The organism is Trebonia sp., from assembly GCF_030042015.1.
Taxonomy (GTDB): domain Bacteria; phylum Actinomycetota; class Actinomycetes; order Streptosporangiales; family Streptosporangiaceae; genus Trebonia.
In genome coordinates this window covers 1-22,233 of sequence record NZ_JASIAL010000390.1, presented here as the reverse complement: position 1 = coordinate 22,233, position 22,233 = coordinate 1, and the positions used below count along the sequence as shown (strand labels likewise).

Below are 22,233 nucleotides of genomic sequence, written 5' to 3'. Positions count from 1 at the left end.
ACCGTGCTCGGCGAGCACGAGGGCACCTACGGGTTCACCGTCGGGCAGCGCAAGGGGCTGCGCGTGGACCGCCCCGCCGCCGACGGCGCGCCGCGGTACGTGCTCAGCATCGAACCGGTGGCCCGCACGGTCACGGTCGGCCCGGCCAGCGGCCTGCAGGTGCGCGAGATCACCGCGCAGCGCCCGGTCTGGACCGGCTGCCCGCCGCCGCGCGAGCCGATCCAGTGCGAAGTCCAGCTGCGGGCACATGGCGAGGTGCACCCGTGCAGCGCGCGGCAAGATGGCGAAACGCTGCAGATCAACCTGCGTAGCCCGGCCAGCGCCGTGGCGGTCGGCCAGGCGGCGGTTCTCTATAGCGGCGACACCGTACTTGGCAGCGGCACGATCGCGGTCGCTCGCCAAGCGTCCTACACGTCGCCGTAGAGGTGCCTGTTCAGCTCCCTGGGCCGGGTCGACTCAGGCCAGGACTCTGTGTAGAAGTTCATGACGGCGACAACCCTGATGTCCGACTCCGCGGCTAGCGGTCTCGCGTAGTGCGAACGCTCCCGGGCGTCGAAGATGATCAGGTGCCCTGCGTGCGGCCTGATGATAGAGCAGTCCAACTCCACCGCGGCGATGTCCGCCGCCGCGGGATCGTTCCCGAAGACGAGCTCGCCACCCATGGCATGGTCGGTGCAGAAGAGTACGCCCGTGAGCGGGTTAGAGTCGACATGATTCTCGAACCGCATCGCAGTCCCGCGCTGCACGTTGAGGACAACGCCGTAACGGTGGTCGCGCGCCACGACGACGGCCTCGGTACACGCTTCACGTGCCAGTTCGAGAAATATGCCGTGGTAGGACTCATAAAGCCAGGGCAACTGCAGCCGCACCTGATCGGCGTGGACCCGGCCGCGGTTAATATGCGCCACGTCCGCCGCCTCCCGCGACAGGATAGGCGTCCGCGGGAACTGCCTGAAATCGGCCTCGATGGCCGCCGCGATGATTTCCCGCTGCCAGCCCGCCGGAAGGAGGCTGTTTACATCGAACGTGGTCCACCGGAATCGTCGCACTGCGGAGCGGTACTGGGCGGCCGGACCGGAGTGGTGCTTAGCCACGGCACCTCCAACTCTCGGCTCTTCAGCGGTCCACCCGCTACCTGGCATCCCGCACGGGACCTAGTTGCGGCGCAGTGCGCCCCCGGCACCGTTACAAGAAAAAGTGATTTATAATCTTATATTCAGTTCGCTGAGGCGGGAATACAGGACGGGATGACACTTCCTGTCAGGCCAGGACGACGGAAGCCCGTGCCCGGAGTCGCAGATGGCTACGCCGCCGGCGCCGCTGCGGGCGGCGGCACCGACGGCGTGCTGAACACCGGACGATCATCACAAGCACCACTACACCCGGCGCAGGACGCGTTGCGCATCCAGCGCCTCAAAGGCAGGTGCGTAGGGTTTTGGGGTCGTAGTGCTCATACCGGTATTGCGCTGACGGTCGTGCGCGTCTTTTAGCCATGAATGCCTCCTCACCCTATAGTCGCCTAAAGCCCCCGGGCCGAGACCGGCGCCCGCCTTGGCCCAGCCCAGGGCAAGCATTTCGCTGCCCTGAGTCTGTTACCCCACCGAAGCCTCACTGGTCACGTGCTGGTGCAGCGAGCTCCTCCGGAACTTTGCCGTAATTCATCACGAACTGGTGTCGGTCTGCGGGAAGAACGGTAATGGTTACACGGAAGGGATATACACCTTCCGCCGTCTCCTCGTAGCCGGTTCGAATCAAAGAGACCACGGGGACGCGACCGTCGTCTGGCAGACCGAAGAATCTCGCCTCGTTCTCATTCGGCGGGCGAACCAGAATCCTGACCCGGTATCCGCACTGGATGAGCCCCAGCGTTTTCCCGAGGTATTCGACAGTGCCTTCCTCGATGTCCCTGGCTCTCATCAGTGCTGGTGCGCCGTTGCCGCGCGACATGAGTTCTATGGGGTAGAACGTCGTCTGCAGCGACCACGGAGTTCGGCCCATGGAGAACTCCTGGTGCCTGATGAGGACCTCGGCGCCTTCGGGGATGCGAAGTCGCTCGGCCACATACCCGGGCGCGAACTTGACTTCTACTGTCGGAACGGATGCGTACGGTTCCCCCTCCGGCCAGTCATCTTGCTCCGGCTCGCCGGCCTGTTCTTCCGTGCCCTCTTGCCTGGCCTTCTCCCGTTCTTGGCGCGCCTGCTCTTGCCTTTGCGATCGGCGCTTGCTGATCTCGGCGAAGGCGGCTTTTCCCTCACCGCCGGCCATGCCAGTCTCTGGGTCTTCGGACAGCGTAGTGACGATTGGCTCAATTCGCCGCACGACAAAGGTCCCCTGGCCTGGCCGGGTCTCGACCAGCCCCCGAATGGCGAGCCACTTGATCGCGTCTCGAATGGTGTTCCGCGACGCGTCGTAGTCGGGAAGCCTGGCACCGGGCCCGAGTTCGCCGGATTCGATCTTCCGCCGTAGGTCCTGGGCAATCTGCCTATACAGGGGCTCAGCCATCACACCTCCCGCGCAGGCTTGCTGGCAGGCCAGCCATCCCAACCACCCCACCAACCCCGATGTTGCCACAGTCTGACCGGCTTGCAGGCGAGGCTCTGGGCGTGTCGCGCCACTGACCTCTGTTGCTACCCGTTCTGGGCTGACCTACACAACCTATACCACACGTTGGGATGGATAGGATGGCAGGGTTTGTCGGTCCGCCTGGTTCAGGCAGAACTAGTGGCATCATTCCAGAAGCCGCCGCCCCTGCGGGTTCGATAGCAAATAAAAGCTCATGTGACAGGCAGCCGCCCGTGCCGGCGCCCGCCCGGCTGAGGGCCTCAGGAGGCAGGCGGCTCCCGGGGTTCCTCTTCGTACCGGGGGTGCGGTGGGTCGCCTACGTTGACGATGAACTGGTTCCGGTCGGCGGGGAACACCGTCACTGTGAGCCGGATTGGTGCCTTCTGCTGATCGAACGCGGTCCGGAAGATCTCGAAAACTATCGAGTCGTGGCCGATACCGAAGAATTTCTGCTCGACCTCGCTCGGCGACCGCGCGGTTATCCAGTCCCGGTAGCTGGCCTGAACGCGGCCGATCGCCTCGGCCAGGTAACGGACGGTGCCCTCGGTGATGTCCTCCGCCATCATCAGCCGTGTCGCGCCCATTCTGATGAAGTCCATCGGGTAGAAGGACGTCTGAAGCGACCACGGGATGTCATCGATATGCCGTTGCTGGTGCCGGCTGATCACGTGCGCGCCCGCTGGAAGGCGGAGGCGCCTGGTGATTGCGGTCGGCGCTACCTGGACTTCGACCTTTGGCGCACTGCTCTTCGGCAGCCGGTGCTGCTCGCTCACCTGGGATAGGTACTGGGCACTCTCGCCGCCGCCGAACCCGGTCCTCGGGTCCGCGGTGAGGTCGGTGACAAACGGATCGACGCTCATCGTCACAAAGGTGCCCTGGCCTGGCCTGGTCTCAACCATTCCCATGCCTACGAGCCGCTTGATCGCGTCCCTGATGGTGTTCCGCGAGGCGACGTATTTCGCGCGCAGCTCCAGCTCGGTCGGCAACTGGCTGCCTCGCGCGATGGCTCCGGAGTCAATCTGCGTGCGGATGTCCTCAGCGATCTGCTGATACATCGGCGTCTGCATCATGACTCCTCCCATAGATACCAACCATCAGAATGATTCCACTTGATCGGATCATTCGGTAGTGCGGGGCTATCAGAACTATGGTGATTTAGTTGTCTTTCTGCGCCAATAGGTTGGGATGATCGGGATGGCATGCATGTTTGCCGGGCATCTTAACAGGCTTATCGGAACGGCGGGGATAGCCCAGCACCAAGGGCTGAAATTGATCCCGGTTCGGCATGCTGTACCAGCTACCCCAACATGTCTGGCAGTACTTCCCGGTCTCCTCAGAGGAATATGTCCTATAGCTGGGTTTAACAGCTGTAAATCGGGCATTCTGTGGGTAGGTACCACCTGTTGGTATAGGTGAGGTAGGCTGATCAGCCCTTCTAGGTGGTACACCATATGAATCGCGGATGCTGGCCACCGGTTCCGGCATCAGCAACAGCAAGAGGCCTGCGGACTGGTCACCACCAGCCCGCAGGGAGCGGGGCCGAGGGAAGACAGCCCGTCGGCGAAGTACGGGAGGCCGTCATGGGCGAGTACGAGATAGCGGCGATCATGCTCCTCGTCGGGTTTCTCGGAGGGGTCTTGGCAGGGATAGTCGCGATTGTGTCGATCGCGTCGCGGCGAGAAGACCAGCTTTACACCCTGAACGGTGACGCGCCGGACGCGATGTGCCGCGCTGGGCGGCGGCTCACCGGGATGCGCGCGCCCGGCAGCAGGTTCTCGGGGATCGAACCGCCGTTCGCCGGCGAGGAGCTCGATGAGGGTCCGCGCTGGCCAGTTAGCGGGTTCAGGGGCCTATAAGCCAGGCGCGACGCAGGGGCCGCGCCAGGGCCGGCGGCCCGCGATGTCCTGTTAGCCAGGCTCTGCGGGCCGCCGGGGCAGCCGCTGCAGGCACTGTCCCCGGCGACGCCAGTGTGCATCCGGGACCTGCGCCCTTCGCCCGGCTAAGCTCGGCAGCGTGGCTGAACTGGCTGGCAAGGCGTTCCCCTGGGCACCGGGCACCGCGACCGGGATCGGGTCGATGCCCGGCGGCGACCCGCTCGAGGCGGCCCGGACCGTCGCCGGGGAGCTGCCGGACTTCCCGTACCTGGCCGAACTCCCCGGCCGCGGCCCCGGCGCCGACATGATAGGCCGGGCGGCGGCCCTCCTCGTCGACATCCCGGCCGAGGTCACGCCGCGCGGCTGGCGGATCGCCGAGCGCCCCGGCCGGGACCTGCGCCGCGCCGCGTCGATGCTCTCGTCGGACCTGGACGCGATGGAGGAGGTCCTCGACGGCTACGCGGGGCTGGTCAAGATCCAGGTCTGCGGCCCGTGGACGCTCGCCGCGACGCTGGAGCAGCCGCGCTCGCTGACCGCCGCGCTCGCCGATCCCGGCCTGGTCGCCGACCTCGCCTCCTCGCTGGCCGAAGGAGCCGCCAGGCACGCGGCGGAGGTCGCCAAGCGCGTCCCGCGGGCGACCCTGGTCGTGCAGTTCGACGAGCCCGCGCTGCCCGCCGTCGCCGCGGGCGCGGTGCCGACCGCGAGCGGGCTGTCCCGCGTCCGCGCGGTCGAGGAGGAGGTGCTGCGGAGCAGGCTCAACGAAGTGCTCGCCGCCACCGGCCGCTACACGATCGTGCACTGCTGCAGTCGGGGGTGCCCGTTCGGGATAATCACGGGAGCGGGGGCGGATGCGGTGTCGTTCGACCTGCGCCTGCTGCGGCGCGATGACTACGACGAGCTCGCCGCGACGGCTGAGGCCGGCGCGGGGCTGCTGGCCGGAGCCATATCGTTCGATTATCCCGAACGAAGGGGGGTTACTCCCACGGACACCGCCCGGACCGTGCAAGTGGCATGGCGCACGATCGCGCTTCCCGCGGCCCGGTGCGCGCCCCAGGTCGTGGTCACGCCCGCCTGCGGGCTTGCCGCGGCATCCCCCGCGCAGGCGCGGGAGGCGCTGCGCTGGTGCAGGGAAGCGGCGCGGATCCTGCCCGAGATGATGGAGGAGCTGGGGTGATGGAGCTGGCCCAGGCCCGGCAGCGGCACGCGGAGCTGAGCGAGAAGCTGACCGAGGCGCAGTACAGGTACTACGTCCTCGACGCGCCGACGATCTCCGACGCCGACTACGACGCGGACATGCGCGCGCTTGAGCGGATCGAGGAGGAGTTCCCCGAGCTGCGCACCCCTGACTCGCCGACCCAGAACGTGGGCGGCGGGCTCTCGACCCTGTTCACCCCGGTCGAGCACCTGGAGCGGCTGCTCAGCCTGGACAACGTGTTCTCCGCGCAGGAGTTCGCCGGGTGGGCGGACCGGGCGGCGCGGCTTGGCGGCACCGGGCCGTACCTGTGCGAGCTCAAGATCGACGGGCTCGCGATCGACCTGGTGTACGAGCGGGGGCGGCTGGCGCGGGCGGCCACCAGGGGCGACGGCCGGACCGGCGAGGACGTGACGCTGAACGTGCGGACGATCGCGTCGGTGCCGTCCGTGCTCGCCGGTTCTGGCGTGCCCGAGGTCATCGAGGTGCGCGGCGAGGTGTTCCTGCCCGAGGCGGCCTTCACCCGGCTGAACGAGTCGCTGCAGGAGGCGGGCAGGCCCGCGTTCGCGAACCCGCGCAACGCGGCGGCCGGCTCGCTGCGGCAGAAGGACCCGCGGGTGACCGCCTCCCGCGCCCTGGACGCGATCGTGCACGGCATCGGCCGGGTCGGCCAGCTGGCGGGGGCCCCGGACACCCAGTCGGGCTGGTACGAGCGGCTGCGGGAGTGGGGGCTGCCGGTCAGCGACCGGTACCAGGTCGTGTCCGGCCTCGCCGACGTGGGGGCGTACATCGACTACTACGCCGACCCCGTGCACCGGCACGAGCCGGCGTATGAGATCGACGGCGTGGTCGTGAAGATCGACCCGCTGCCGGTGCAGCACGCCATGGGCGCCACCAGCCGGGCGCCGCGCTGGGCGATCGCCTACAAGTACCCGCCGGAGGAGGTGACCACGCGGCTGCTCGACGTCCGGGTCAACGTGGGGCGGACCGGGCGGGTCACCCCGTACGCGGTGATGGAGCCCGTCAGGGTCAGCGGGTCCACCGTGGAGCAGGCGACCCTGCACAACGAGGACGAGGTCAGGCGCAAGGGCGTGCTGATCGGCGACATGGTGGTCCTGCGCAAGGCCGGCGAGGTGATCCCCGAGGTGGTCGGCCCGGTGGCCGAGCTGCGCACGGGCGCGGAGCGGGAGTTCGCCTTCCCGCGCGAGTGCCCGGCGTGCGGCACCCCGCTGGCCAGGGACGAGGGCGAGGTCGACTGGCGCTGCCCGAACGCCGTGGCCTGCCCGGCGCAGCTGCGCGAGCGGCTGTTCTACGTGGCCTCGCGCGGCGCCCTCGACATCGAGGTCCTGGGCTATGAGGCCGTCGTCGCGCTGCTGGACTGCGGGCTGGTCGCCGATGAGGGCGACGTGTTCGCGCTGACCGAGGACAAGCTCGCCACCTGCCCGTTCTTCGTGAACAAGGCGGGCGGGCTGAAGGTGAACGCGCAGGCGCTGCTGCTGAACCTCGCCGACGCGAGGACCAGGCCGCTGTGGCGCGTCCTGGTGGCGCTGTCGATCAGGCACGTGGGCCCGACCGCCGCCAGGGCGCTGGCCGAGGCGTTCGGGTCGGTGGAGGCGATCGCGACCGCGTCGCCTGACGCGCTCGCCGTCGTGGACGGGGTGGGGCCGACGATCGCCGCCTCGGTGGCGGAGTGGTTCGCCGTCGACTGGCACAGCGCGATCGTGGCGAAGTGGCGGGCGGCGGGCGTGCGGCTCGCCACGCCCGGGTTCGACCCCGCGGCGGCCTCGTCCCGGCTGCTCGCCGGCGTGACCGTGGTGATCACAGGGACGCTGGCCGGGCGCACCAGGGACGAGGCGGCCGAGGCCGTCCGGGCGGCCGGCGGCAAGGTCTCCTCCTCGGTGTCGAAGAAGACGAACTTCGTCGTCGCCGGGGAGAACGCCGGATCCAAGTACGACAAGGCCGTGGAGCTAGGCGTGCCGATCCTTGACGAGGCCGCGTTCGCGGCCCTGCTGTCCGGTGGTTCCGGGGCTGTCAGCCCCGGAACCACCGACGGGACCTAACCCTCCAGGTCCCGCAGCGAGTCGATGAAGTTCTGCCCGTTGGGCGTGCCGATGCCGGTCATCGTGTCGTAGCCAGGGCGGGTCACCTGGCCGTCGTAACCGAGCATGCTGTAGCTCTCGTCGTCGAACTCGGTGAGCGACAGCAGCCCGCAGTCGGCGACGTCGCACGCGACGCCGCGGTAGCGCGCGGGCGTCGCGGACGTGATCGGCAGCGTGTCGTAGACGGCGCTCGTCCCGGCCAGCCGGTACAGCGCCGGGTTGAGGAACCCGAACGGGTGGGGCTGGTTCTGCTCGGCGTCCGCCACGATGCCCGCGACAAGCGGAGTGGACAGGCTGGTCCCGCCGATGGGGGTCTCGAAGTACCCGGTGAGGACGCCCTTGGCGTTGTACGACAGCAGCCCGAGCGCGATCCCGGTGAAGGGGTCGGCGTCGGCGCTGATGTCCGGCACGGCGCGGACCAGCCCGCCCCGGTTGCCCGGCGGTGTGGCCAGCCAGTTGGGCACCACCCCGCGCTGGTAGGCCGGCTGCGCCCACAGTAGGCTCTGGCCGCCGCCGGCCGCGCCGAACTCGCCCTCGGAGACCCACTTGTTGTTGACGTCCACGGAGACGTTGTCCGACCAGCCGGTCTCGAAGAGCCGGGCGACCTTGTTGCCGATGCCCAGGGTCGTGCCGCCCACCGCGGTGGCGTAGGGGTCGCTGGCCGGGGTGACCACGCCGGAGGAGTCGCCGGAGGCGAACAGCATGCTGACGCCCTCGACGGAGGCCCGCACGAGGTAGGCGTTCTCGATGTTCAAGATGTTGACGGGGAGCGTCTCATCCCCGGTCTGCCAGGAGTTGGACGCGATCTGGGCCAGCGGGTGGTTGTTCACGCCGTTGAGGATCGCGGTGTCGGCGTCGAACACGGCCTGGTCACCGTAGAAGCCGTTGTTGCACGAGTCGCCGCCGACCACGAGCTGGTTCGCCAGCGGCGCCATCACGTAGGACGCCTCGACGTCCAGCTGCTCTTCGATGTCGAACGGGTCGCCGCAGGCCGAGCCCCGGCCGAGGGACAGCTCCGCGTACCGGCTGGGGGAGGGGGCCTGGATGTGGTTGTACGCGGCGTAGTCCTGCAGGTTCAGGAACATGTTCGGCGCCAGCCCGACCTCGACAAGCGCGACGGTCACGCCCTTGCCGGCGTTGTCGCTGTCGTAGCCGTAGACGCGGCGCAGCTGGTGAGCGTCATAGCCGCACAGCACGGTCGGGACGTTGACGGTGCCGAACGTCTTCGGCAGGCGCAGGGCGTAGTGCTGGCCGTAGTACTGCGAGCACGGGAACGAGATCGGCCCGCCGCTTGCCGCGGTTTTCGTGCCGGGCGTGCCCGAGACATCCGGCCACTGGTACATCGGCTTGACTGCCGCGTTGTCCAGGCCGGTGACGCCGAGCACGCTGGCGGCCAGCGACGATGGCACGGAGACCGCCCGGTCGTTGGCCCGCAGCTCGTAGCTGCCCGCGTTGACCTCGGCGGACGAGCGGTAGTAATCCAGCTGCACGTGGAACGCCGCGTCGATCGCCGACACGGCCCCGGTCGCCTGCACGTAGTCACGCCCGGAGTCGGCCGCGACGCCGGTGAACCCGGACGAGCGCAGCCACGACTCGACGGCGGCGGCCTGCGCGCGGCTCGCGCTGAAGCGGGCCGTGTAGGCCGACGGGCTCAGGTAGTGCTGGTACAAGGCGTTGCCCGGCGTGCTGACCGCAGTAGCGTAACTCTCCGCGGCCGCGGTCTGCGGCTTCAGCCACACCTGAATTGTTAGCTTCTGGGAGCCAGCGACCGCACCGAGTGCGCTTTTCGGGGTGGCGAAAGGCACGGCGCTATCCGAAAGCTTTGTGACTGCCGGGACGTGTGGGCCCCCGAGCACAGTCGCATCCGCCTGCGCTGCTGATCCGCCGGCTATCGCGGCGAGAGTCGTCGCTGCCAGCGCAGTGGCAGCGACGACCGTGATCGGTCTTTTCATGGTCTCCCGTTCGTGACGGATGTGTTTTACTTATGTGGGCTAGCGGGAGGCCAACGCCAGAATACGGAGGTAACACGGGGAAAGCTCGCAATCCAGGTGAAATCTTTTTGCCGTTTTCCCCGGCTCCCGCGGCACCGCCGGGGGGTTATCGCTTACGGGTTTGCCCGCGGCGCGCCCTAGGATGGCGTGCATGTCCATCACCCGTGACGAGGTTGCCCACCTGGCCCGGCTGTCGAGGCTCGCGCTCAGCGACGCAGAGCTAGATCATCTGGCACCGCAGCTTGACCAGATCATCTCGGCGGTCGCTCAGGTGCAGGAGGTCGCGGCGGAGGGGATTCCGCCGACCTCGCACGCGACCGGCCTGACCAACGTGTTCCGCGAGGACGAGCCGGCCCCCTGCCTGACGCCTGAGCAGGCGCTGAGCGGTGCGCCTGCCGTCGAGCTGCAGCGCTTCAAGGTGCCGCGGATCCTGGCCGAGGAGTGAGGCAGGAGCATGGACGAGCTCATCACGATGACCGCGGCGCAGCTGTCGGCCGCGCTGACCGCGGGCGAGGTGACCGCCGTCGAGGTGACCGCCGCGCACCTGGACCGGATCGCGGACGTCGACGACCGCGTGCGGGCGTTCCTGCACGTCGCCAGCGACGACGCGCTCGCGCGGGCGCGGGCTATCGACCGCAGGCGCGCGGCAGGGGAGCCGCTCGGCCCGCTGGCCGGCGTCCCTGTCGCGGTGAAGGACCTGTTCACCACCGTCGGCATGCCGACCACCTGCGGCTCGCGCATCCTCGACGGCTGGTACCCGCCGTACGAGTCGACGATCACCGGGCGGCTGCGGGACGCCGGCGCGGTCCTGATCGGCAAGACGAACATGGACGAGTTCGCGATGGGCTCCTCGACGGAGAACTCCGGATTCGGGCCGTCGCGCAACCCGTGGGACCTGGCGAAGGTGCCGGGAGGGTCGTCCGGCGGCAGCGCCGCCGCGGTCGCGGCCTACGAGGCGCCGCTGGCGCTGGGCTCCGACACGGGCGGCTCGATCCGCCAGCCCGCCGCGGTGTGCGGGATCGTCGGCACCAAGCCCACCTACGGCGGTTCCTCACGCTACGGCGTGGTGGCGTTCGCGTCATCACTGGACACCCCGGGGCCGTTCGGGCGGACCGTCCTTGACGCCGCGCTGCTGCACGAGGCGATGTCCGGGCACGACCCGATGGACTCCACGTCGATCGACGCGCCGGTGCCGCCCGTGGTCGAGGCGGCCAGGCACGGCGACGTGGCCGGCCTGCGGGTCGGCGTGGTCGCCGAGTTCTCCGGCGAGGGCTACCAGCCCGGCGTGATGGCCCGGTTCACCGAGGCGGTGGAGCTGCTCGAGTCGCTCGGCGCGAAGGTCGCCGAGATCAGCTGCCCGCACTTCACGTACGCGCTGCCCGCGTACTACCTGATCGCGCCGAGCGAGGTGTCGTCCAACCTGGCGCGGTTCGACGGGATGCGCTACGGGCTGCGGGCCGGCACGGGCAGCGCGGAAGAGGTGATGGCGCAGACCCGGGCGGCCGGGTTCGGCGCCGAGGTCAAGCGCCGGATCATGCTCGGCACGTACGCGCTGTCCAGCGGCTACTACGACGCCTACTACGGCAAGGCCCAGCAGGTCCGCACGCTGATCATCAGGGACTTCGAGGCCGCGTTCGGCCAGGTCGACGTGCTGGTCTCGCCGGTGACGCCGACCACCGCGTTCCCGCTCGGGGAGCGGGCGGACGACCCGATGGCGATGTACCTCGCCGACCTGTGCACGATCCCGACCGACCTGGCGGGCAACGCGGCCATCTCCGTGCCGTGCGGCCTGGCAGACGAGGACGGCCTGCCGGCCGGGCTGCAGGTGATGGCGCCGCCGCTGGCGGACGACCGGCTGTACCGGGTGGCCGCCGCGGTGGAGGCGGCCCTTGAGGATCGTTGGGGGCACCCGCTCCTGGCCGAGGCGAAGGGACTCATCGCCAAGTGACGCTCACCTATGACACCGTCTCCTATGAAGCGGCGCTGGGGCGCTACGAGCCGGTCTTCGGGCTGGAAACGCACGTGGAGCTCGGCACAAGGACCAAGATGTTCTGCGGCTGCGGGACGGCGTTCGGCGCGGAGCCGAACACCCAGACCTGCCCGGTGTGCCTTGGCCTGCCAGGCTCGCTGCCCGTGGCGAACCGGCTGGCGATCGAACTCACGATCAAGATCGGGCTGGCGCTCAACTGCTCGATCGCGCCGGCGTGCCGGTTCGCGCGCAAGAATTACTTCTACCCCGACATGCCGAAGAACTTCCAGATCTCCCAGTACGACGAGCCGCTGTGCACGCAGGGGTACCTGGACGTCCTGATCGGCGGCAAGACCGTGCGCGTCGGCATCGAGCGTGTCCACCTGGAGGAGGACACGGGCAAGTCGCTGCACGTCGGCGGCGCGACCGGGCGCATCCAGGGCGCCGAGTACTCGCTCGTGGACTACAACAGGGCGGGCATCCCGCTGGTGGAGATCGTCACCAAGCCGGTGCCGGGCACCGGCTTCCTGGCGCCCGAGGTCGCCCGCGCCTACGTCACCGAACTGCGTGACGTGCTCCGCGTGCTCGGCGTCTCCGACGTGCGGATGGAAGAGGGCTCGCTGCGCTGCGACGTGAACACGTCGCTGTCGGCCCGGGGTTCCGGCGTGTGGGGGACGCGGACCGAGACCAAGAACGTGAACTCGCTGCGCTCGGTGGAGCGCGCGATCCGTTCTGAGATCGAGCGGCAGGCCGCGGTTCTCGACGCCGGCGGGCGGGTGATCCAGGAGACCAGGCACTTCCACGAGGACTCCGGCGTGACGACCTCCGGGCGGTCCAAGGAAGAGGCGCAGGACTACCGCTACTTCCCCGAGCCCGACCTGGTGCCGGTCGCGCCGGCACCGCAGTGGGTCGGGCGGATCCGCGCGTCGCTGCCCGAACTGCCGTCGGCGCGCCGCGCCAGGCTGGTCGCGTCGTGGTCGCTGTCTGAGCTTGAGTTCGAGGCGCTGCGCAACGTCGGCGCGCTCGACGTGGTCGAGCAGACCGTGGCCGCCGGCGCGTCCCCGGCCGACGCCCGCAAGTGGTGGCTTGGCGAGCTGGCCCGGCGGGCCAACGACTCCGGCGTGGAGGTGACCGACCTGCCGATCACGCCGGCGGCGGTCGCGCGGGTGGCAGCCCTGGTCGCGTCCGGCGCGCTCAATGACCGGCTCGCCCGCGAGGTCATCGAGGCCGTGCTCGAGGGCGAGGGCTCGCCCGACGAGGTGGTCGCCGCGCGCGGGCTCGCCGTGGTCAGCGACGAGGCCGCGCTGCTCGCCGCGATCGACGAGGCCGTCGCCGCCAACCCGGACGTGGCGGAGAAGGTGCGCGGCGGCAAGACGGCGGCGGCCGGCGTCCTGGTCGGCGCGGTCATGAAGGCGACCGGCGGCAAGGCCGCCGCCGCCCGCGTCCGCGACCTGATCCTGGACCGCCTGACCTAGCGGCGCCAGAGGCCACGTACCGGGATCTTGCCGCGGAGCCGTACAGCGACTGGCGGGACATTCTCGACTACCTGGCCCGGGCTGCGCGGGAGTCACGCTCCAGCTGCACCCGTTCCGGCCGCACGAAGCCGCGCTGATGCTGACGAACCTGGATCCGGCCGACCGGGCGCGGGTGTACGGGGTCGTCGGTGGCACGCCGCTGTATCTGTCCTGGTGGGATCAGCGGGCCACGGTTACGCAGAACCTGGTCGAGCTGGCCTGCCGCCGAGGAGCGCCGTTGCTCACCGAGGGGCAGCTCGTCATGGCCACCGAGGTCGGCGAGGGCGAGCACACGATGGGCGTGCTCACCGCGATCGCGGCTGGCCGCACGAAGCACAGCGAGATCAAGGACGCGATCGGCGCGTCTACCGGATCGCCGACAACTACCTCGCCTTCTACCTAGGGCCGCTCACCAGGTTCCTGGCCGAGATCGAGCGCGGCCTCGGGAGATCGATCGTCCGGCCCCTGGGTGCCTTCATCGACGAGCACATGGGGCCGGCGTACGAGGAGACTTTCCGCGAACACCTGCGTCGACTGGCCAACCAGGGCGAGCTTGGCGAGGACATCGTGGCGGTCGGCTCCTGGTGGGGCGACGACAGCCAGCAGGAAATCGACGCCGTTGTGCTTGCGCAGCGCGGCCTTACCCGGGTGCCGGTGCTGGCCGGCGAGGCCAAGTGGGCAGGCTCGGTGAACGCCGCGCGTGTCAAGGCCGGGCTTGTCCGCAAGGCCGCGCATCTTACCCGCGAGGCCGCTGGGCTGCGGTACGCGATCTGCGCACGCGATGGCGTGGAGCACGCTGATGATGACACCCTGACGGTTACCGCGAAGGACATCTTCTGACCGTGAGTGACCGCCGATCCCCGGCGGCTAGGACGCGAGCTGGCGGATCGGCCAGCGCAGGAAGAAGCGCTCCTCGCCGTTGATCGACGCCTGCCCGAGGACGCCGGCACCGAGCAGCTGGTACGGGCGGAGCCGGCGGCGCGTGCACGTGGAGTACGCCACCTCGAAGCCCTGTGCCACAAGGTCGCCGTACCCGAAGCCCTGGATGAACGACCCGTAGGTGGCCCGGGCGGTCTCGCGGTGGTGCGGCGTCGTCATGACGTTCAGGATCTCGCAGAAGCGAGTTCCGGGCTCGTCCGGCGGGCTGAAGCCGAACGCCGCCGCCTGGAATTCCGCGGGGTTCAGGTTGACCGCCATCGCCACCGTCAGCCTGCCGCCGGGATCCCGCGCGGTGTAGATGACCTGGTCCGCGTAGGAGATCCTCGTCCGGATGCGCTGCCCCGCGTCATCCCAGTCCCAGATCAGCCGCACCAGCTTGTTGTCGGTCAGCCCCGCGTACGCGCGGTAGAAGTGCCGCTCGTACTCACCGACCTGGCGGTCGTCGGCGACGTCGACGATTCCGTAGGCCGCGTTCATGACCTGGCCTCCACCCGCATCCGCAGCCCGCCAGCCGGGCGCTGAGTGACCGCGGGCACCGCGACGACCGGGCATCCCGGGTCATGCCGCAGCCGAACACGCTGGCCCGCCACCGCGAGCACGGTGAGCATCTCCACTGTGGCGAAGGTCGCGCCCAGGCACCTGCGCTTGCCGAAGGAGAACGGCAGGTACGCGCTGCGCTGCGCCTGGGTCAGCCGCCCGGCCGTGAACCGCTCCGGGCAGAACGCGCCCGGCTCGGCCCAGTACTGCGCCATGTGGTGCAGGGCGTGAATCGGGATCACGAGGTCGTCACCGCGCCGGATCTGGTGCCCGCCGATCAGGTCGTCGGCCGCCGCCTTCCTGGTCATCCCGTAGACCGGGGGGTACATCCGCAGCGACTCGTGGATGACCTGGTTCGTGTAGCGCAGTGACTTCACGTCCTCCACCGTGGGCGCCCGTCCGCCGAGAACGCTGTCAAGCTCCGCGTGGAAGCGTGCCTCCGCCTCGGGGTGCTGGCTGAGCAGCAGCCAGGTCCAGGCCAGCGCCACCGCGGTGGTCTCGAAGCCCGCGAAGAACAGCGTGACGACCTGATCGCGCAGGTCGCGCCGCAGCGCCGGGGCGCGGTCGCCGTAGGCACGGATCAGCTCGCCGAGGATGTCATCGGGGCCGCCGCCGTCCGCCAGCCGCTGGTCGATCTGCTCGTACACGAAACGGTCGACACCCGCTAGCGCGCGGCGGAAACGGCGGTTGACCTTGCCGGGGATCCACAGCGGCAGCACGACCGGGCTGATGTTGCGGCGGAAGACGACCGCCGCGCCGTACCGCCTGGCCTCGGTGAAGCAGTTCGCCGTCACGGTGACCGTGCCGTCGGCCGCGGTGTGCCTGTCGGTCGTCATGTCGCGGCTGAACAGGGCCATTCCGATCACCCGCAGGGCCAGCTCCTCCATGTCGTCGAGGAGATCCACCTGCTCGCCGCGCCGCCCCGCCTGATCCCACCGGGCCAGCAGTTCCGTGGTCAGCGCGCCGGTGATCTCCACCACGCGCGCCATCAGGGCCCTGTCGAAGGCGGGCTGGGCGAGCCTGCGCTGCCGCTCCCAGTCCGCGCCCTCGCTGCATATCAGGCCGCGGCCGATCACCAGCGCGAGGTTGTCGTAGTGCCGGCCGCGGCGGTAGTTCCGCGGCGCCAGGACGAACATCTGCTGGTTGGCGTCCGCGCTGGCCACCAGCGTGAAGACGCGCCTGAGCACCTGGTACCTGGCGAACCCGTCGTGCTCTTTCACCAGCGCCTGCTGCGTGCCGAGCAGGTCGGCGCGCAACTGGCGCAGCGGGAGCCGGATGGGTGCGCCGTCGGCCGGGCAGCCGGCGGGCGCGGGATGCCGGCCATCGCGCCGGCGCTCGCTAAGCAGTTGCATGGTCGAGTCCGCTCAGCCGGGCGGCTTCCGCCGCGAAAGCATCGTCAAGGCCGGCGCCGTCTTCCAGCAGCCCGATAAGGGTCTGGGCGAAGCGCGCCGCGGGGGCGCCGTCCACGACGTCGTGGTCGATCGTGACCGTCACGCTTTGGGTCACGCGCGGCTCGGCGCGCCCGTCGACCCAGGCAACCCGTTCGTACCTGCCGCCGATGGTGAGCGTGCAGGTGAGGAACGAGCTCGCCATCCCCCAGAATGCGCGCGGCAGCATGAACGAGCCGACGTTCGACACCGCGACCGTGCCCCACTGCTGCTTGAGCCGCGCGGGATCCCGGAACATCCACCACCACAGCAGCGCCCGCGCCCGCCTCGGCAGCCGCATGATCCGGCGACGGCGCCGGACGCCCTGGTCGTCGCGCATGTCGCTGTTCACGGCCTGCCGCAGCTCGTGATTGATCTGCGCCAGGCTCTTGCCGTTCGCGCCGCGCACGATGTACGGGACCGGGACCAGCGAGCCGTCGGGCTTGCGCTTCTCCAGCAGCGCGCTGACGTCCACGTCGTCGAATATGACCAGCTTCCCGCGGCCCTTGCGGTAGGCGTGCATGATCGTGTGCGCACCGACCGCCTGACCCAGGCAGTACACGATGTAGGCGGTAAAGGACACTCCGTCGGGAAGCCGTGACTTGTATCGCTCGATGCCGGCGAGCGCCCGCGACACGTCGACTTCGACGAGGCCATGCGCCAGGTGCGCCCGGTGACCCGCCGTGAGGGTGTCGGTGACGAGCTCCCGGATGCGGGGCCAGGGAACTTCCTGGCACGGCGTCTTACTCATCGAAGGATCCCCCCTGCGACCGGTGCTGGCGCGCGAACCCGTCCATGAAATCCACGAGCCGGCCGACCGCCTCCTGGGTGACTCCGTTGAACAGGCTGGCCCGGCACCCCCCTGTGCTGCGGTGCCCGGCAAGCCCGGTGAACCCGGCCTTGCCCGCTTCCTCAAGGAACTGCCCGAGCAGCCGCGCCGACGGAAGATCGAACGTCACGTTCGTGATCGACCGGGAGCCGCGCTCGGCCAGGCAGCGGTAGAACGGCGTGCCGTCAAGGAAGTCATACAGCGTGGCGGCCTTGCGGCGGTTCAGCGTGCCCAGTGCGGCCAGCCCGCCGATTTCTCCCTCGATCCAGTCGAGCATGAGCCAGGTGACGTAAATGGCGAACGTCGGCGGCGTGTGATAGTTCGAGCCGTGCTGGGCGTGCGTACGGTAATCCAGGATCGCGGGCAGTTCGCTCGGCCGCGCGGCGATCCCCTCCAGCATCGACCGGCGGACGATGACCAGGGTCACGCCGGCGATCCCGATGTTCTTCTGGGCGTGCGCGTAGACCATGTCGCTGGCGCTCGCGTCGAACACGTCCGTCATCAGGTCCGAGCTCATGTCGGCGATCAGCGGAACCCCGGTCCGCGGCAGTTCGCGGAACTGCGTGCCCTCGACGGTGTTGTTGGTGACGAGGTGCAGGTACCTGGCGCGGCGCCGGGGCCTGATCGACGAGACCGGCGGCACGTGCCGGTAGGACGTGTCGGCGGACGAGGCCACGACCGCGACGTCCCGCCCCATCCGCTGGGGCTCGGCGATCGACTTGCACGCCCAGTACCCGGTGTCGACGTAATCGACGGGGTCCCCCGGGGCGGAAAAGTTCATCGGAATCATGCTGAACTGCAGCGACCCGCCGCCCTGCAGGAACAGCACCTCCCAGTCGGCCGGCAGGCCGAGCACGCGGCGGACCCTGGCCGCGGTGTCCGCGAGCAGGAACTCGATCTCTGGCGCGCGGTGGCTGATTTCCATGACGCCCATCCCGGTGCCCTGGAAATCGACGATGTCCCCCCGCATGCGCGCTATGACCGGCCATGGCAAGGCGGTGGGACCGGCAAAGAAGTTCAGGACGCCGCGGTCCATGTTCGTGACAGGCAAGACTTACCCCTTCGGTTACGGCAGCTTCGGTACCACGATGACCGGCGCCCATTGCGTCGCTACTGACTCTTAATTAAGTAGCGGCCAAGCGAGGGTGCCGGAGTTCGCGCAGCCGAGAAGCCTGCTGCAAAGAGAGTCAGGCCGGTCTCTTCGGACTCATGTTTCAGCTGATCTTGCTGGGGTGCAGGAAAGCCTCGTGGCGCAGGTGGTCGTCCTGGCCGACGAACGCCTTGAAGGACCCCAGCTTGTAGGCGTCGCCGCTCTTGCGGGTGTCGACCGCGATGCGGAAGTCGCGCTTAAGGTGGCTCAAGTGCCGCTCGAACGCGGGGACATCCATCGCCGCGTCAAGGCGCCGCACGATCTGCTCCATCGTGAGGAACCCGCCGTCGGAGCAACCGCACTGCCCACCAGCGACTGCCGTCGCCCGGCATCAGCCTTTGAAGCACGCAAACGACCTCTGTGAACTTCCTGCCACTCCGTTAAACCGGGGAGACAGGCTAGTTCGGTTCTGCCGCGAAACTTGCATGATGCCCGAGGTCGGTGGCTGTTGGTATAGAGGCAGTCGCATTCAGTGCGTCGCGAATTGCCTCACCCAGGGCCCTGGCGACTGGAGGCGGGAATGCGTTGCCGACTTGACGATAGGCCGCTGTCTTCCGGCCCGAGAACGCCCAATTATCAGGAAAACCCTGGATACGGGCCACCATGCGCGTAGTCAACTTCACCGGTCGGTCGATTGGGAAGTCTGGCCCAGGGGGTTCGTTTGCGACGCCAAGACCGTCCACCCCCAGTTTTTTCCACGCTTCACGTGCACGGGTAGGACCAAGGTCAGGACCGCCATGCTTCTTGCTGCCGCCGACGATAGTTGATCCAATTCCCTGTGCCTTGTCCCGCCACTCATCGGAGCCTGGCCAGCCGGCCTCACTGATGAGGTCGTACAGCGTGTCACCGACCGTCGGCGGTGGATAGGGTGATGGCTCCGGCCACCGGAACTGCCCTGCCCAGGGTTTTTTCATCGCCACCAGCACGAATCTGGGCCGCAGTTGGGGAACACCATGTTCGCTGGCCTGCACTAGATCCCACCACGTCTGGTACCCGAGTGCGTGCAACTGCTCCAGCACCTGGGCCCGGTAGCTGTCGAATCGGCTGGTGGCCAGGCCCGGCACGTTCTCTAGGAGAACGGCCCGTGGCCCGGTCTCCCTGACGAGTCTGAGTGCCTGGGGGAACAAGTCGCGGTCGTCATCTTGGCCGAGCCGCTTACCCGCGATAGAGAAGGGAGGACAGGGCACGCCACCAGAAAAGAGATCGATGCCCGCGTAAGAACGCCCGTCTAGGTTGCGGACGTCGTCTTCAACGACCTTCCACTCGGAACCGCGGTTAAGGCGGAGAGTCTCGCAAGCATCGGTGTCAATCTCGACTACTGCCTCGTGAACGAAGCCTGCCTGCTCCAGGCCGAGCGACTGGCCACCAGCACCAGCGCAGATCTCAAGACAGGTCAACTCGTCCACAGTTCCTCCAGCGCTAGCATCATGGCTCATTCTGCCTGCGGGTACCGACATTCGGCGGATGCCACGCTGATCCGCCGGTCCTTGGTTACCAGGAAGCCAGGGTGTCGAGCAGAACCTCGTAGCTGAGCAGGCGCCGCTGCCCCACGACCTCTCGCCAAGCATCTTGCTGTTCCGAGTTGGCGTTCTCGCTCACGCTAGCGTCGAGGGCGTCGAAGGCCACATGGTACACGGCATCGACCTCGCCGGTTCCCCGGGCGATCGAGGCCAAGCGGCTAGGCAACGGCTCAGCGGTCACGGTCACCAGATGCGGCTGCCTGCCACGGCGGTGACGAATCATCTGCAGACACTCATGGCGGATGTTCTGCACCCGGTCGGAGCGGATCGTCCACTTGCACGAGATTGCTGCATGCAGCGGAGGCAGCCCGGATGCAGTCACCACGTTCCCCAAGGCGACCGTCACGTCGGGCTTGATGAGGTAATCCATCCCCACGGTGATGCGCAACTCGGGATTGGCGCGGACCAATTCGGCCACCTTGCTGAGGTGCGCGTACTGGTCAAACTGGGTGATAATCGCACCCCGGGCCACCACCCACGTGCGATCGGGGTGCAGGTCCGGGAGTTGATCAGCGAGGTGATCACGGACTTCCTGTTCCAGCGGCCCCCCGGGGTCCTTGGGCACGTCGGAGGCTACGTCCCGCACCACATCGAGGTAATCAAGCATCCGGGCGCCGATCCGCATGGACTCGGCATTGTCCACATCAGCAAAGTTGGGCACCAATGGCCAGTCCAACTTATTCTTTCCGCTAGGTTTCCACCCCAGCAGAGCACGCGCGAACGGCGCCGTCACGCACTACCTCCTATGCATGAACGAGGATGATCCCAGTACGGAACCATAGTCCGGGGTGAAGCGTAACGAGTCGGAGATAGCTCCGCGCGTGAGCACGAACCCGCCGCGGCACACCTGATCGAAGACCATTTTGTCGTGTTCCCTCAGGAATACACGAAGGCCCGCCACCGTGGGTCTTACGCAGAGATCGAGCAGTTCCACGAGTTGCTGCGCGGAAAGCGGCAGGCTACAGCCGTGTCAGCTTGCCGAGATGTCTTCCGGAGGAACCACTCTCAGGGTTGGTCGTCGGGATCCTCCTCGAAGGTCTCCGCGTACAGGCGCAGGTTGATCTCATTGGACCATGCCAGAGCCCATCTGCGCAGGTCAGCGATGTCATCCTCGGACATCCCGTAGGCGAAGAACTCATCGTCCGCGCGCCACTGGACGGCATTCAGCCGCATCACAAGGTTTTCAAGGCTGAATTCGTCCCGGGCATGTCGGCATCCCAGCGATTCCAGCTCAGCGAGCGACCGGAGGCGGGAAGCAGCGTGAATATCGACCAGATCTCGTGCGTAACCTCGGTCGGCCAGGGCGCGGACTTTGGTGCCTATTACATCGTCCAAGGCGAGAACCGGGCCGTAGGGCGTATCTTGCGGTGGTCGGTTGAATGCTTCTTTGAGAATGTCAACTTCGCAGTCCTCGCCGAGCTTCGGGTCAGTGACCAAGAACCGTGCGGACAGGGGATCGACTCCGATGACCCGCACCTGCCAGCCCCGCTCGGTCAACCCGGCAACGAGCTGCGATGCGAGGTTGTCCATCGAGATCGAACTGTTGGTTGCCACGTCAATATCACGACTTGGACGATCAACCAGACCATGCGCCTGAACGGCGTACCCGCCCGTAATGACGAATGGAAAATCGTTGCCAATTGCCAAAACGTCCCGCAGCAGCCGCCGATGCAGGTCGTTGAGGTTCACGACCCGGTCGGCCGCCCATCGTTAAGTTCCGGGAATGCCGATTCCCAGACGCTGCGGATAGGAGAGCTGAGGATCGTGCGCAAGACCGGCCACTGTTTGACCAAGAGCTCGCGGTTAATGTATGCGATCAGATCTTCTCGGAGCCCCTCCGTGAGGACGATGTGGTACATGCTCGCGCATAGCGGAGGACGGTCCACCTCGAACGTGGTTAGGCCCGACCAGGCCACATGCAGGGGCAATTGGACAGTGCCGTGGTCCGGGCCGGTCAGGTCGTCCAGCGAACGCGGCAGCCTGCCGCGGTAGCGCTCCTCGAGAACCGCGGCACGGGAGATAGGCGACGACAGGCTGTCCACGACTGCGATTATCCCCCCGCCGGCCCAGAACAGAGTGCGCAATCCGCCGTGCGCCAGCTATTGGGCGTCGGGGTGCAGGCGGTGCACCCGGCGGGGCCAGGTGGCTTCGAGCAGCCCGACGAGCCGGGTGATCAGCGTGTTCACCGGCGCCTCGATGCCGTGGGCAGAAGCCCTGGACGCGATCGCCCCGTTGAGGTGGGCGATCTCGGTGCGCCGGCCGTTGATCAGGTCCTGCAGGGTGGAGGCCAGGTGGTCGCCCGAGGCGGCCGGGTCGAACTGCGCCTTCATCAGCCGCAGCGCCGCGCCTGTGTCCACCTGCACGCCTTCAGCCGCCGCGACCGCTGAAACCTCGCGCAGTATCGACAAAGCAAGCTCGTCGAACCCGTCGTAGCGGGCGAGCGCGGAGACGGGTATCGACGCGATCGCGCACAGCGCGTTCATCACGCAGTTGAAGGCGACCTTCGCCCAGATCACGCCGAGCACGTCGTCGGCTGCGCGGGTGGGCAGGCCCGCGGCCGACAGAGCCAGCCGGGTCCGTTCGGCATGGGAAGAGGGCCCCGGCTGGAGCGCGCCGAGCACGGTCTCACC

23 protein-coding genes are annotated in these 22,233 nt (G+C 68.2%); 9 read left to right on the top strand and 14 right to left on the bottom strand.

From position 1 onward, the window contains the following. Positions 1-423: aminomethyltransferase beta-barrel domain-containing protein (locus Q1N79_RS21245; protein WP_367185124.1), on the top strand; the 423-nt coding region annotated here is incomplete at its 5' end. Here the strand turns inward: Q1N79_RS21245 and Q1N79_RS21240 are convergent. The 3 genes from Q1N79_RS21240 to Q1N79_RS21230 form a co-directional block, all read right to left on the bottom strand. Then, a complete protein-coding gene (locus tag Q1N79_RS21240; protein WP_300611592.1) occupies positions 408-1,094 on the bottom strand; it encodes a hypothetical protein in 687 nt (228 codons plus the stop codon). The genes Q1N79_RS21245 and Q1N79_RS21240 overlap by 16 nt on opposite strands. A 514-nt stretch (positions 1,095-1,608) precedes the next feature. Further along, positions 1,609-2,502 (bottom strand): GntR family transcriptional regulator, encoded by an 894-nt coding sequence (locus Q1N79_RS21235; RefSeq protein WP_300611591.1) that lies wholly within the window; start codon positions 2,500-2,502, stop codon positions 1,609-1,611. 320 nt (positions 2,503-2,822) lie between these two features. Beyond that, on the bottom strand, positions 2,823-3,629 hold the full coding sequence (locus Q1N79_RS21230) for a GntR family transcriptional regulator (protein WP_300611589.1): 807 nt from the start codon (positions 3,627-3,629) through the stop codon (positions 2,823-2,825). A gap of 513 nt (positions 3,630-4,142) precedes the next feature. Between Q1N79_RS21230 and Q1N79_RS21225 the strand changes: the two genes are divergently transcribed. The 3 genes from Q1N79_RS21225 to ligA all read left to right on the top strand — a co-directional run bounded on the left by Q1N79_RS21225 (position 4,143) and on the right by ligA (position 7,688). Beyond that, complete coding sequence (locus Q1N79_RS21225; protein ID WP_300611587.1) at positions 4,143-4,418, top strand: hypothetical protein; 276 nt, start codon at positions 4,143-4,145, stop codon at positions 4,416-4,418. A gap of 157 nt (positions 4,419-4,575) precedes the next feature. Continuing rightward, positions 4,576-5,610: a methionine synthase gene (locus tag Q1N79_RS21220; RefSeq protein ID WP_300611585.1), complete on the top strand. Its 1,035-nt coding sequence runs from the start codon at positions 4,576-4,578 to the stop codon at positions 5,608-5,610. Continuing rightward, positions 5,610-7,688 (top strand): NAD-dependent DNA ligase LigA, encoded by a 2,079-nt coding sequence (gene ligA, locus Q1N79_RS21215; protein WP_300611583.1) that lies wholly within the window; start codon positions 5,610-5,612, stop codon positions 7,686-7,688. The genes Q1N79_RS21220 and ligA overlap by 1 nt, the downstream gene beginning before the upstream one ends. Here ligA and Q1N79_RS21210 read toward each other — a convergent pair. Beyond that, positions 7,685-9,679, bottom strand: a complete 1,995-nt coding sequence (locus tag Q1N79_RS21210; protein ID WP_300611582.1) for a S53 family peptidase — start codon at positions 9,677-9,679, stop codon at positions 7,685-7,687. The two genes, ligA and Q1N79_RS21210, sit on opposite strands and share 4 nt — an antisense overlap. A gap of 190 nt (positions 9,680-9,869) precedes the next feature. On the opposite strand from Q1N79_RS21210, the gene gatC reads away from it, so the two are divergent. The 5 genes from gatC to Q1N79_RS21185 all read left to right on the top strand — a co-directional run bounded on the left by gatC (position 9,870) and on the right by Q1N79_RS21185 (position 14,041). Continuing rightward, on the top strand, positions 9,870-10,163 hold the full coding sequence (gene gatC / locus Q1N79_RS21205; protein WP_300611581.1) for an Asp-tRNA(Asn)/Glu-tRNA(Gln) amidotransferase subunit GatC: 294 nt from the start codon (positions 9,870-9,872) through the stop codon (positions 10,161-10,163). A 9-nt stretch (positions 10,164-10,172) separates the two neighbouring features. Further along, complete coding sequence (gatA, locus tag Q1N79_RS21200) at positions 10,173-11,666, top strand: Asp-tRNA(Asn)/Glu-tRNA(Gln) amidotransferase subunit GatA (protein WP_300611580.1); 1,494 nt, start codon at positions 10,173-10,175, stop codon at positions 11,664-11,666. Then, a complete protein-coding gene (gene gatB / locus Q1N79_RS21195; RefSeq protein ID WP_300611578.1) occupies positions 11,663-13,162 on the top strand; it encodes an Asp-tRNA(Asn)/Glu-tRNA(Gln) amidotransferase subunit GatB in 1,500 nt (499 codons plus the stop codon). Before gatA ends, gatB begins: the two co-directional genes overlap by 4 nt. Positions 13,163-13,298: 136 nt before the next feature. After that, positions 13,299-13,604 (top strand): hypothetical protein, encoded by a 306-nt coding sequence (locus Q1N79_RS21190; RefSeq protein ID WP_300611595.1) that lies wholly within the window; start codon positions 13,299-13,301, stop codon positions 13,602-13,604. After that, positions 13,574-14,041 (top strand): DUF234 domain-containing protein, encoded by a 468-nt coding sequence (locus Q1N79_RS21185; protein WP_300611593.1) that lies wholly within the window; start codon positions 13,574-13,576, stop codon positions 14,039-14,041. Before Q1N79_RS21190 ends, Q1N79_RS21185 begins: the two co-directional genes overlap by 31 nt. Positions 14,042-14,068: 27 nt before the next feature. Here the strand turns inward: Q1N79_RS21185 and Q1N79_RS21180 are convergent, their stop codons facing one another. From Q1N79_RS21180 to Q1N79_RS21135, 10 genes are all read right to left on the bottom strand, one after another. Continuing rightward, positions 14,069-14,617 carry a hypothetical protein gene (locus Q1N79_RS21180; RefSeq protein ID WP_300611577.1) on the bottom strand — a complete coding sequence of 183 codons (549 nt, stop codon included), beginning with the start codon at positions 14,615-14,617 and terminating at the stop codon, positions 14,069-14,071. Then, on the bottom strand, positions 14,614-16,029 hold the full coding sequence (locus Q1N79_RS21175) for a cytochrome P450 (RefSeq protein WP_300611575.1): 1,416 nt from the start codon (positions 16,027-16,029) through the stop codon (positions 14,614-14,616). Before Q1N79_RS21175 ends, Q1N79_RS21180 begins: the two co-directional genes overlap by 4 nt. Continuing rightward, a complete protein-coding gene (locus tag Q1N79_RS21170; protein WP_300611574.1) occupies positions 16,016-16,855 on the bottom strand; it encodes a 2-oxo acid dehydrogenase subunit E2 in 840 nt (279 codons plus the stop codon). The genes Q1N79_RS21175 and Q1N79_RS21170 overlap by 14 nt, the downstream gene beginning before the upstream one ends. Beyond that, positions 16,848-17,984 carry a 3-phosphoserine/phosphohydroxythreonine transaminase gene (gene serC, locus Q1N79_RS21165; RefSeq protein WP_300611573.1) on the bottom strand — a complete coding sequence of 379 codons (1,137 nt, stop codon included), beginning with the start codon at positions 17,982-17,984 and terminating at the stop codon, positions 16,848-16,850. The genes Q1N79_RS21170 and serC overlap by 8 nt, the downstream gene beginning before the upstream one ends. 163 nt (positions 17,985-18,147) lie before the next feature. Continuing rightward, positions 18,148-18,354: a hypothetical protein gene (locus Q1N79_RS21160; protein ID WP_300611572.1), complete on the bottom strand. Its 207-nt coding sequence runs from the start codon at positions 18,352-18,354 to the stop codon at positions 18,148-18,150. Positions 18,355-18,481: 127 nt separating this feature from the next. Next, the gene (locus Q1N79_RS21155; protein ID WP_300611571.1) at positions 18,482-19,489 is read right to left on the bottom strand and encodes a DNA cytosine methyltransferase; all 1,008 of its coding nucleotides are present in this window, start codon (positions 19,487-19,489) and stop codon (positions 18,482-18,484) included. Positions 19,490-19,574: 85 nt separating this feature from the next. Continuing rightward, positions 19,575-20,336, bottom strand: coding sequence for an NgoMIV family type II restriction endonuclease (locus Q1N79_RS21150; RefSeq protein ID WP_300611570.1), 762 nt, complete (start codon positions 20,334-20,336; stop codon positions 19,575-19,577). A 272-nt stretch (positions 20,337-20,608) separates the two neighbouring features. Beyond that, a complete protein-coding gene (locus Q1N79_RS21145; RefSeq protein WP_300611568.1) occupies positions 20,609-21,292 on the bottom strand; it encodes a nucleotidyl transferase AbiEii/AbiGii toxin family protein in 684 nt (227 codons plus the stop codon). Then, on the bottom strand, positions 21,289-21,645 hold the full coding sequence (locus Q1N79_RS21140) for a hypothetical protein (protein WP_300611567.1): 357 nt from the start codon (positions 21,643-21,645) through the stop codon (positions 21,289-21,291). The genes Q1N79_RS21145 and Q1N79_RS21140 overlap by 4 nt, the downstream gene beginning before the upstream one ends. 57 nt (positions 21,646-21,702) lie before the next feature. Further along, a partial coding sequence (locus Q1N79_RS21135) for a ketopantoate reductase C-terminal domain-containing protein (RefSeq protein WP_300611565.1) occupies positions 21,703-22,233 on the bottom strand: 531 nt, incomplete at its 5' end.

Bases quoted from the DNA above. Each gene is read 5' to 3' on its own strand.
- Q1N79_RS21225 (WP_300611587.1), top strand. From the start codon at position 4,143: ATGGGCGAGTACGAGATAGCGGCGATCATGCTCCTCGTCGGGTTTCTC.
- Q1N79_RS21175 (WP_300611575.1), bottom strand. From the start codon at position 16,029: ATGCAACTGCTTAGCGAGCGCCGGCGCGATGGCCGGCATCCCGCGCCC.
- Q1N79_RS21210 (WP_300611582.1), bottom strand. From the start codon at position 9,679: ATGAAAAGACCGATCACGGTCGTCGCTGCCACTGCGCTGGCAGCGACG.
- ligA (WP_300611583.1), top strand. From the start codon at position 5,610: ATGGAGCTGGCCCAGGCCCGGCAGCGGCACGCGGAGCTGAGCGAGAAG.
- Q1N79_RS21235 (WP_300611591.1), bottom strand. From the start codon at position 2,502: ATGGCTGAGCCCCTGTATAGGCAGATTGCCCAGGACCTACGGCGGAAG.
- Q1N79_RS21190 (WP_300611595.1), top strand. From the start codon at position 13,299: ATGCTGACGAACCTGGATCCGGCCGACCGGGCGCGGGTGTACGGGGTC.
- Q1N79_RS21170 (WP_300611574.1), bottom strand. From the start codon at position 16,855: ATGAGTAAGACGCCGTGCCAGGAAGTTCCCTGGCCCCGCATCCGGGAG.
- gatC (WP_300611581.1), top strand. From the start codon at position 9,870: ATGTCCATCACCCGTGACGAGGTTGCCCACCTGGCCCGGCTGTCGAGG.
- Q1N79_RS21230 (WP_300611589.1), bottom strand. From the start codon at position 3,629: ATGCAGACGCCGATGTATCAGCAGATCGCTGAGGACATCCGCACGCAG.
- Q1N79_RS21160 (WP_300611572.1), bottom strand. From the start codon at position 18,354: ATGGAGCAGATCGTGCGGCGCCTTGACGCGGCGATGGATGTCCCCGCG.
- gatA (WP_300611580.1), top strand. From the start codon at position 10,173: ATGGACGAGCTCATCACGATGACCGCGGCGCAGCTGTCGGCCGCGCTG.
- Q1N79_RS21180 (WP_300611577.1), bottom strand. From the start codon at position 14,617: ATGAACGCGGCCTACGGAATCGTCGACGTCGCCGACGACCGCCAGGTC.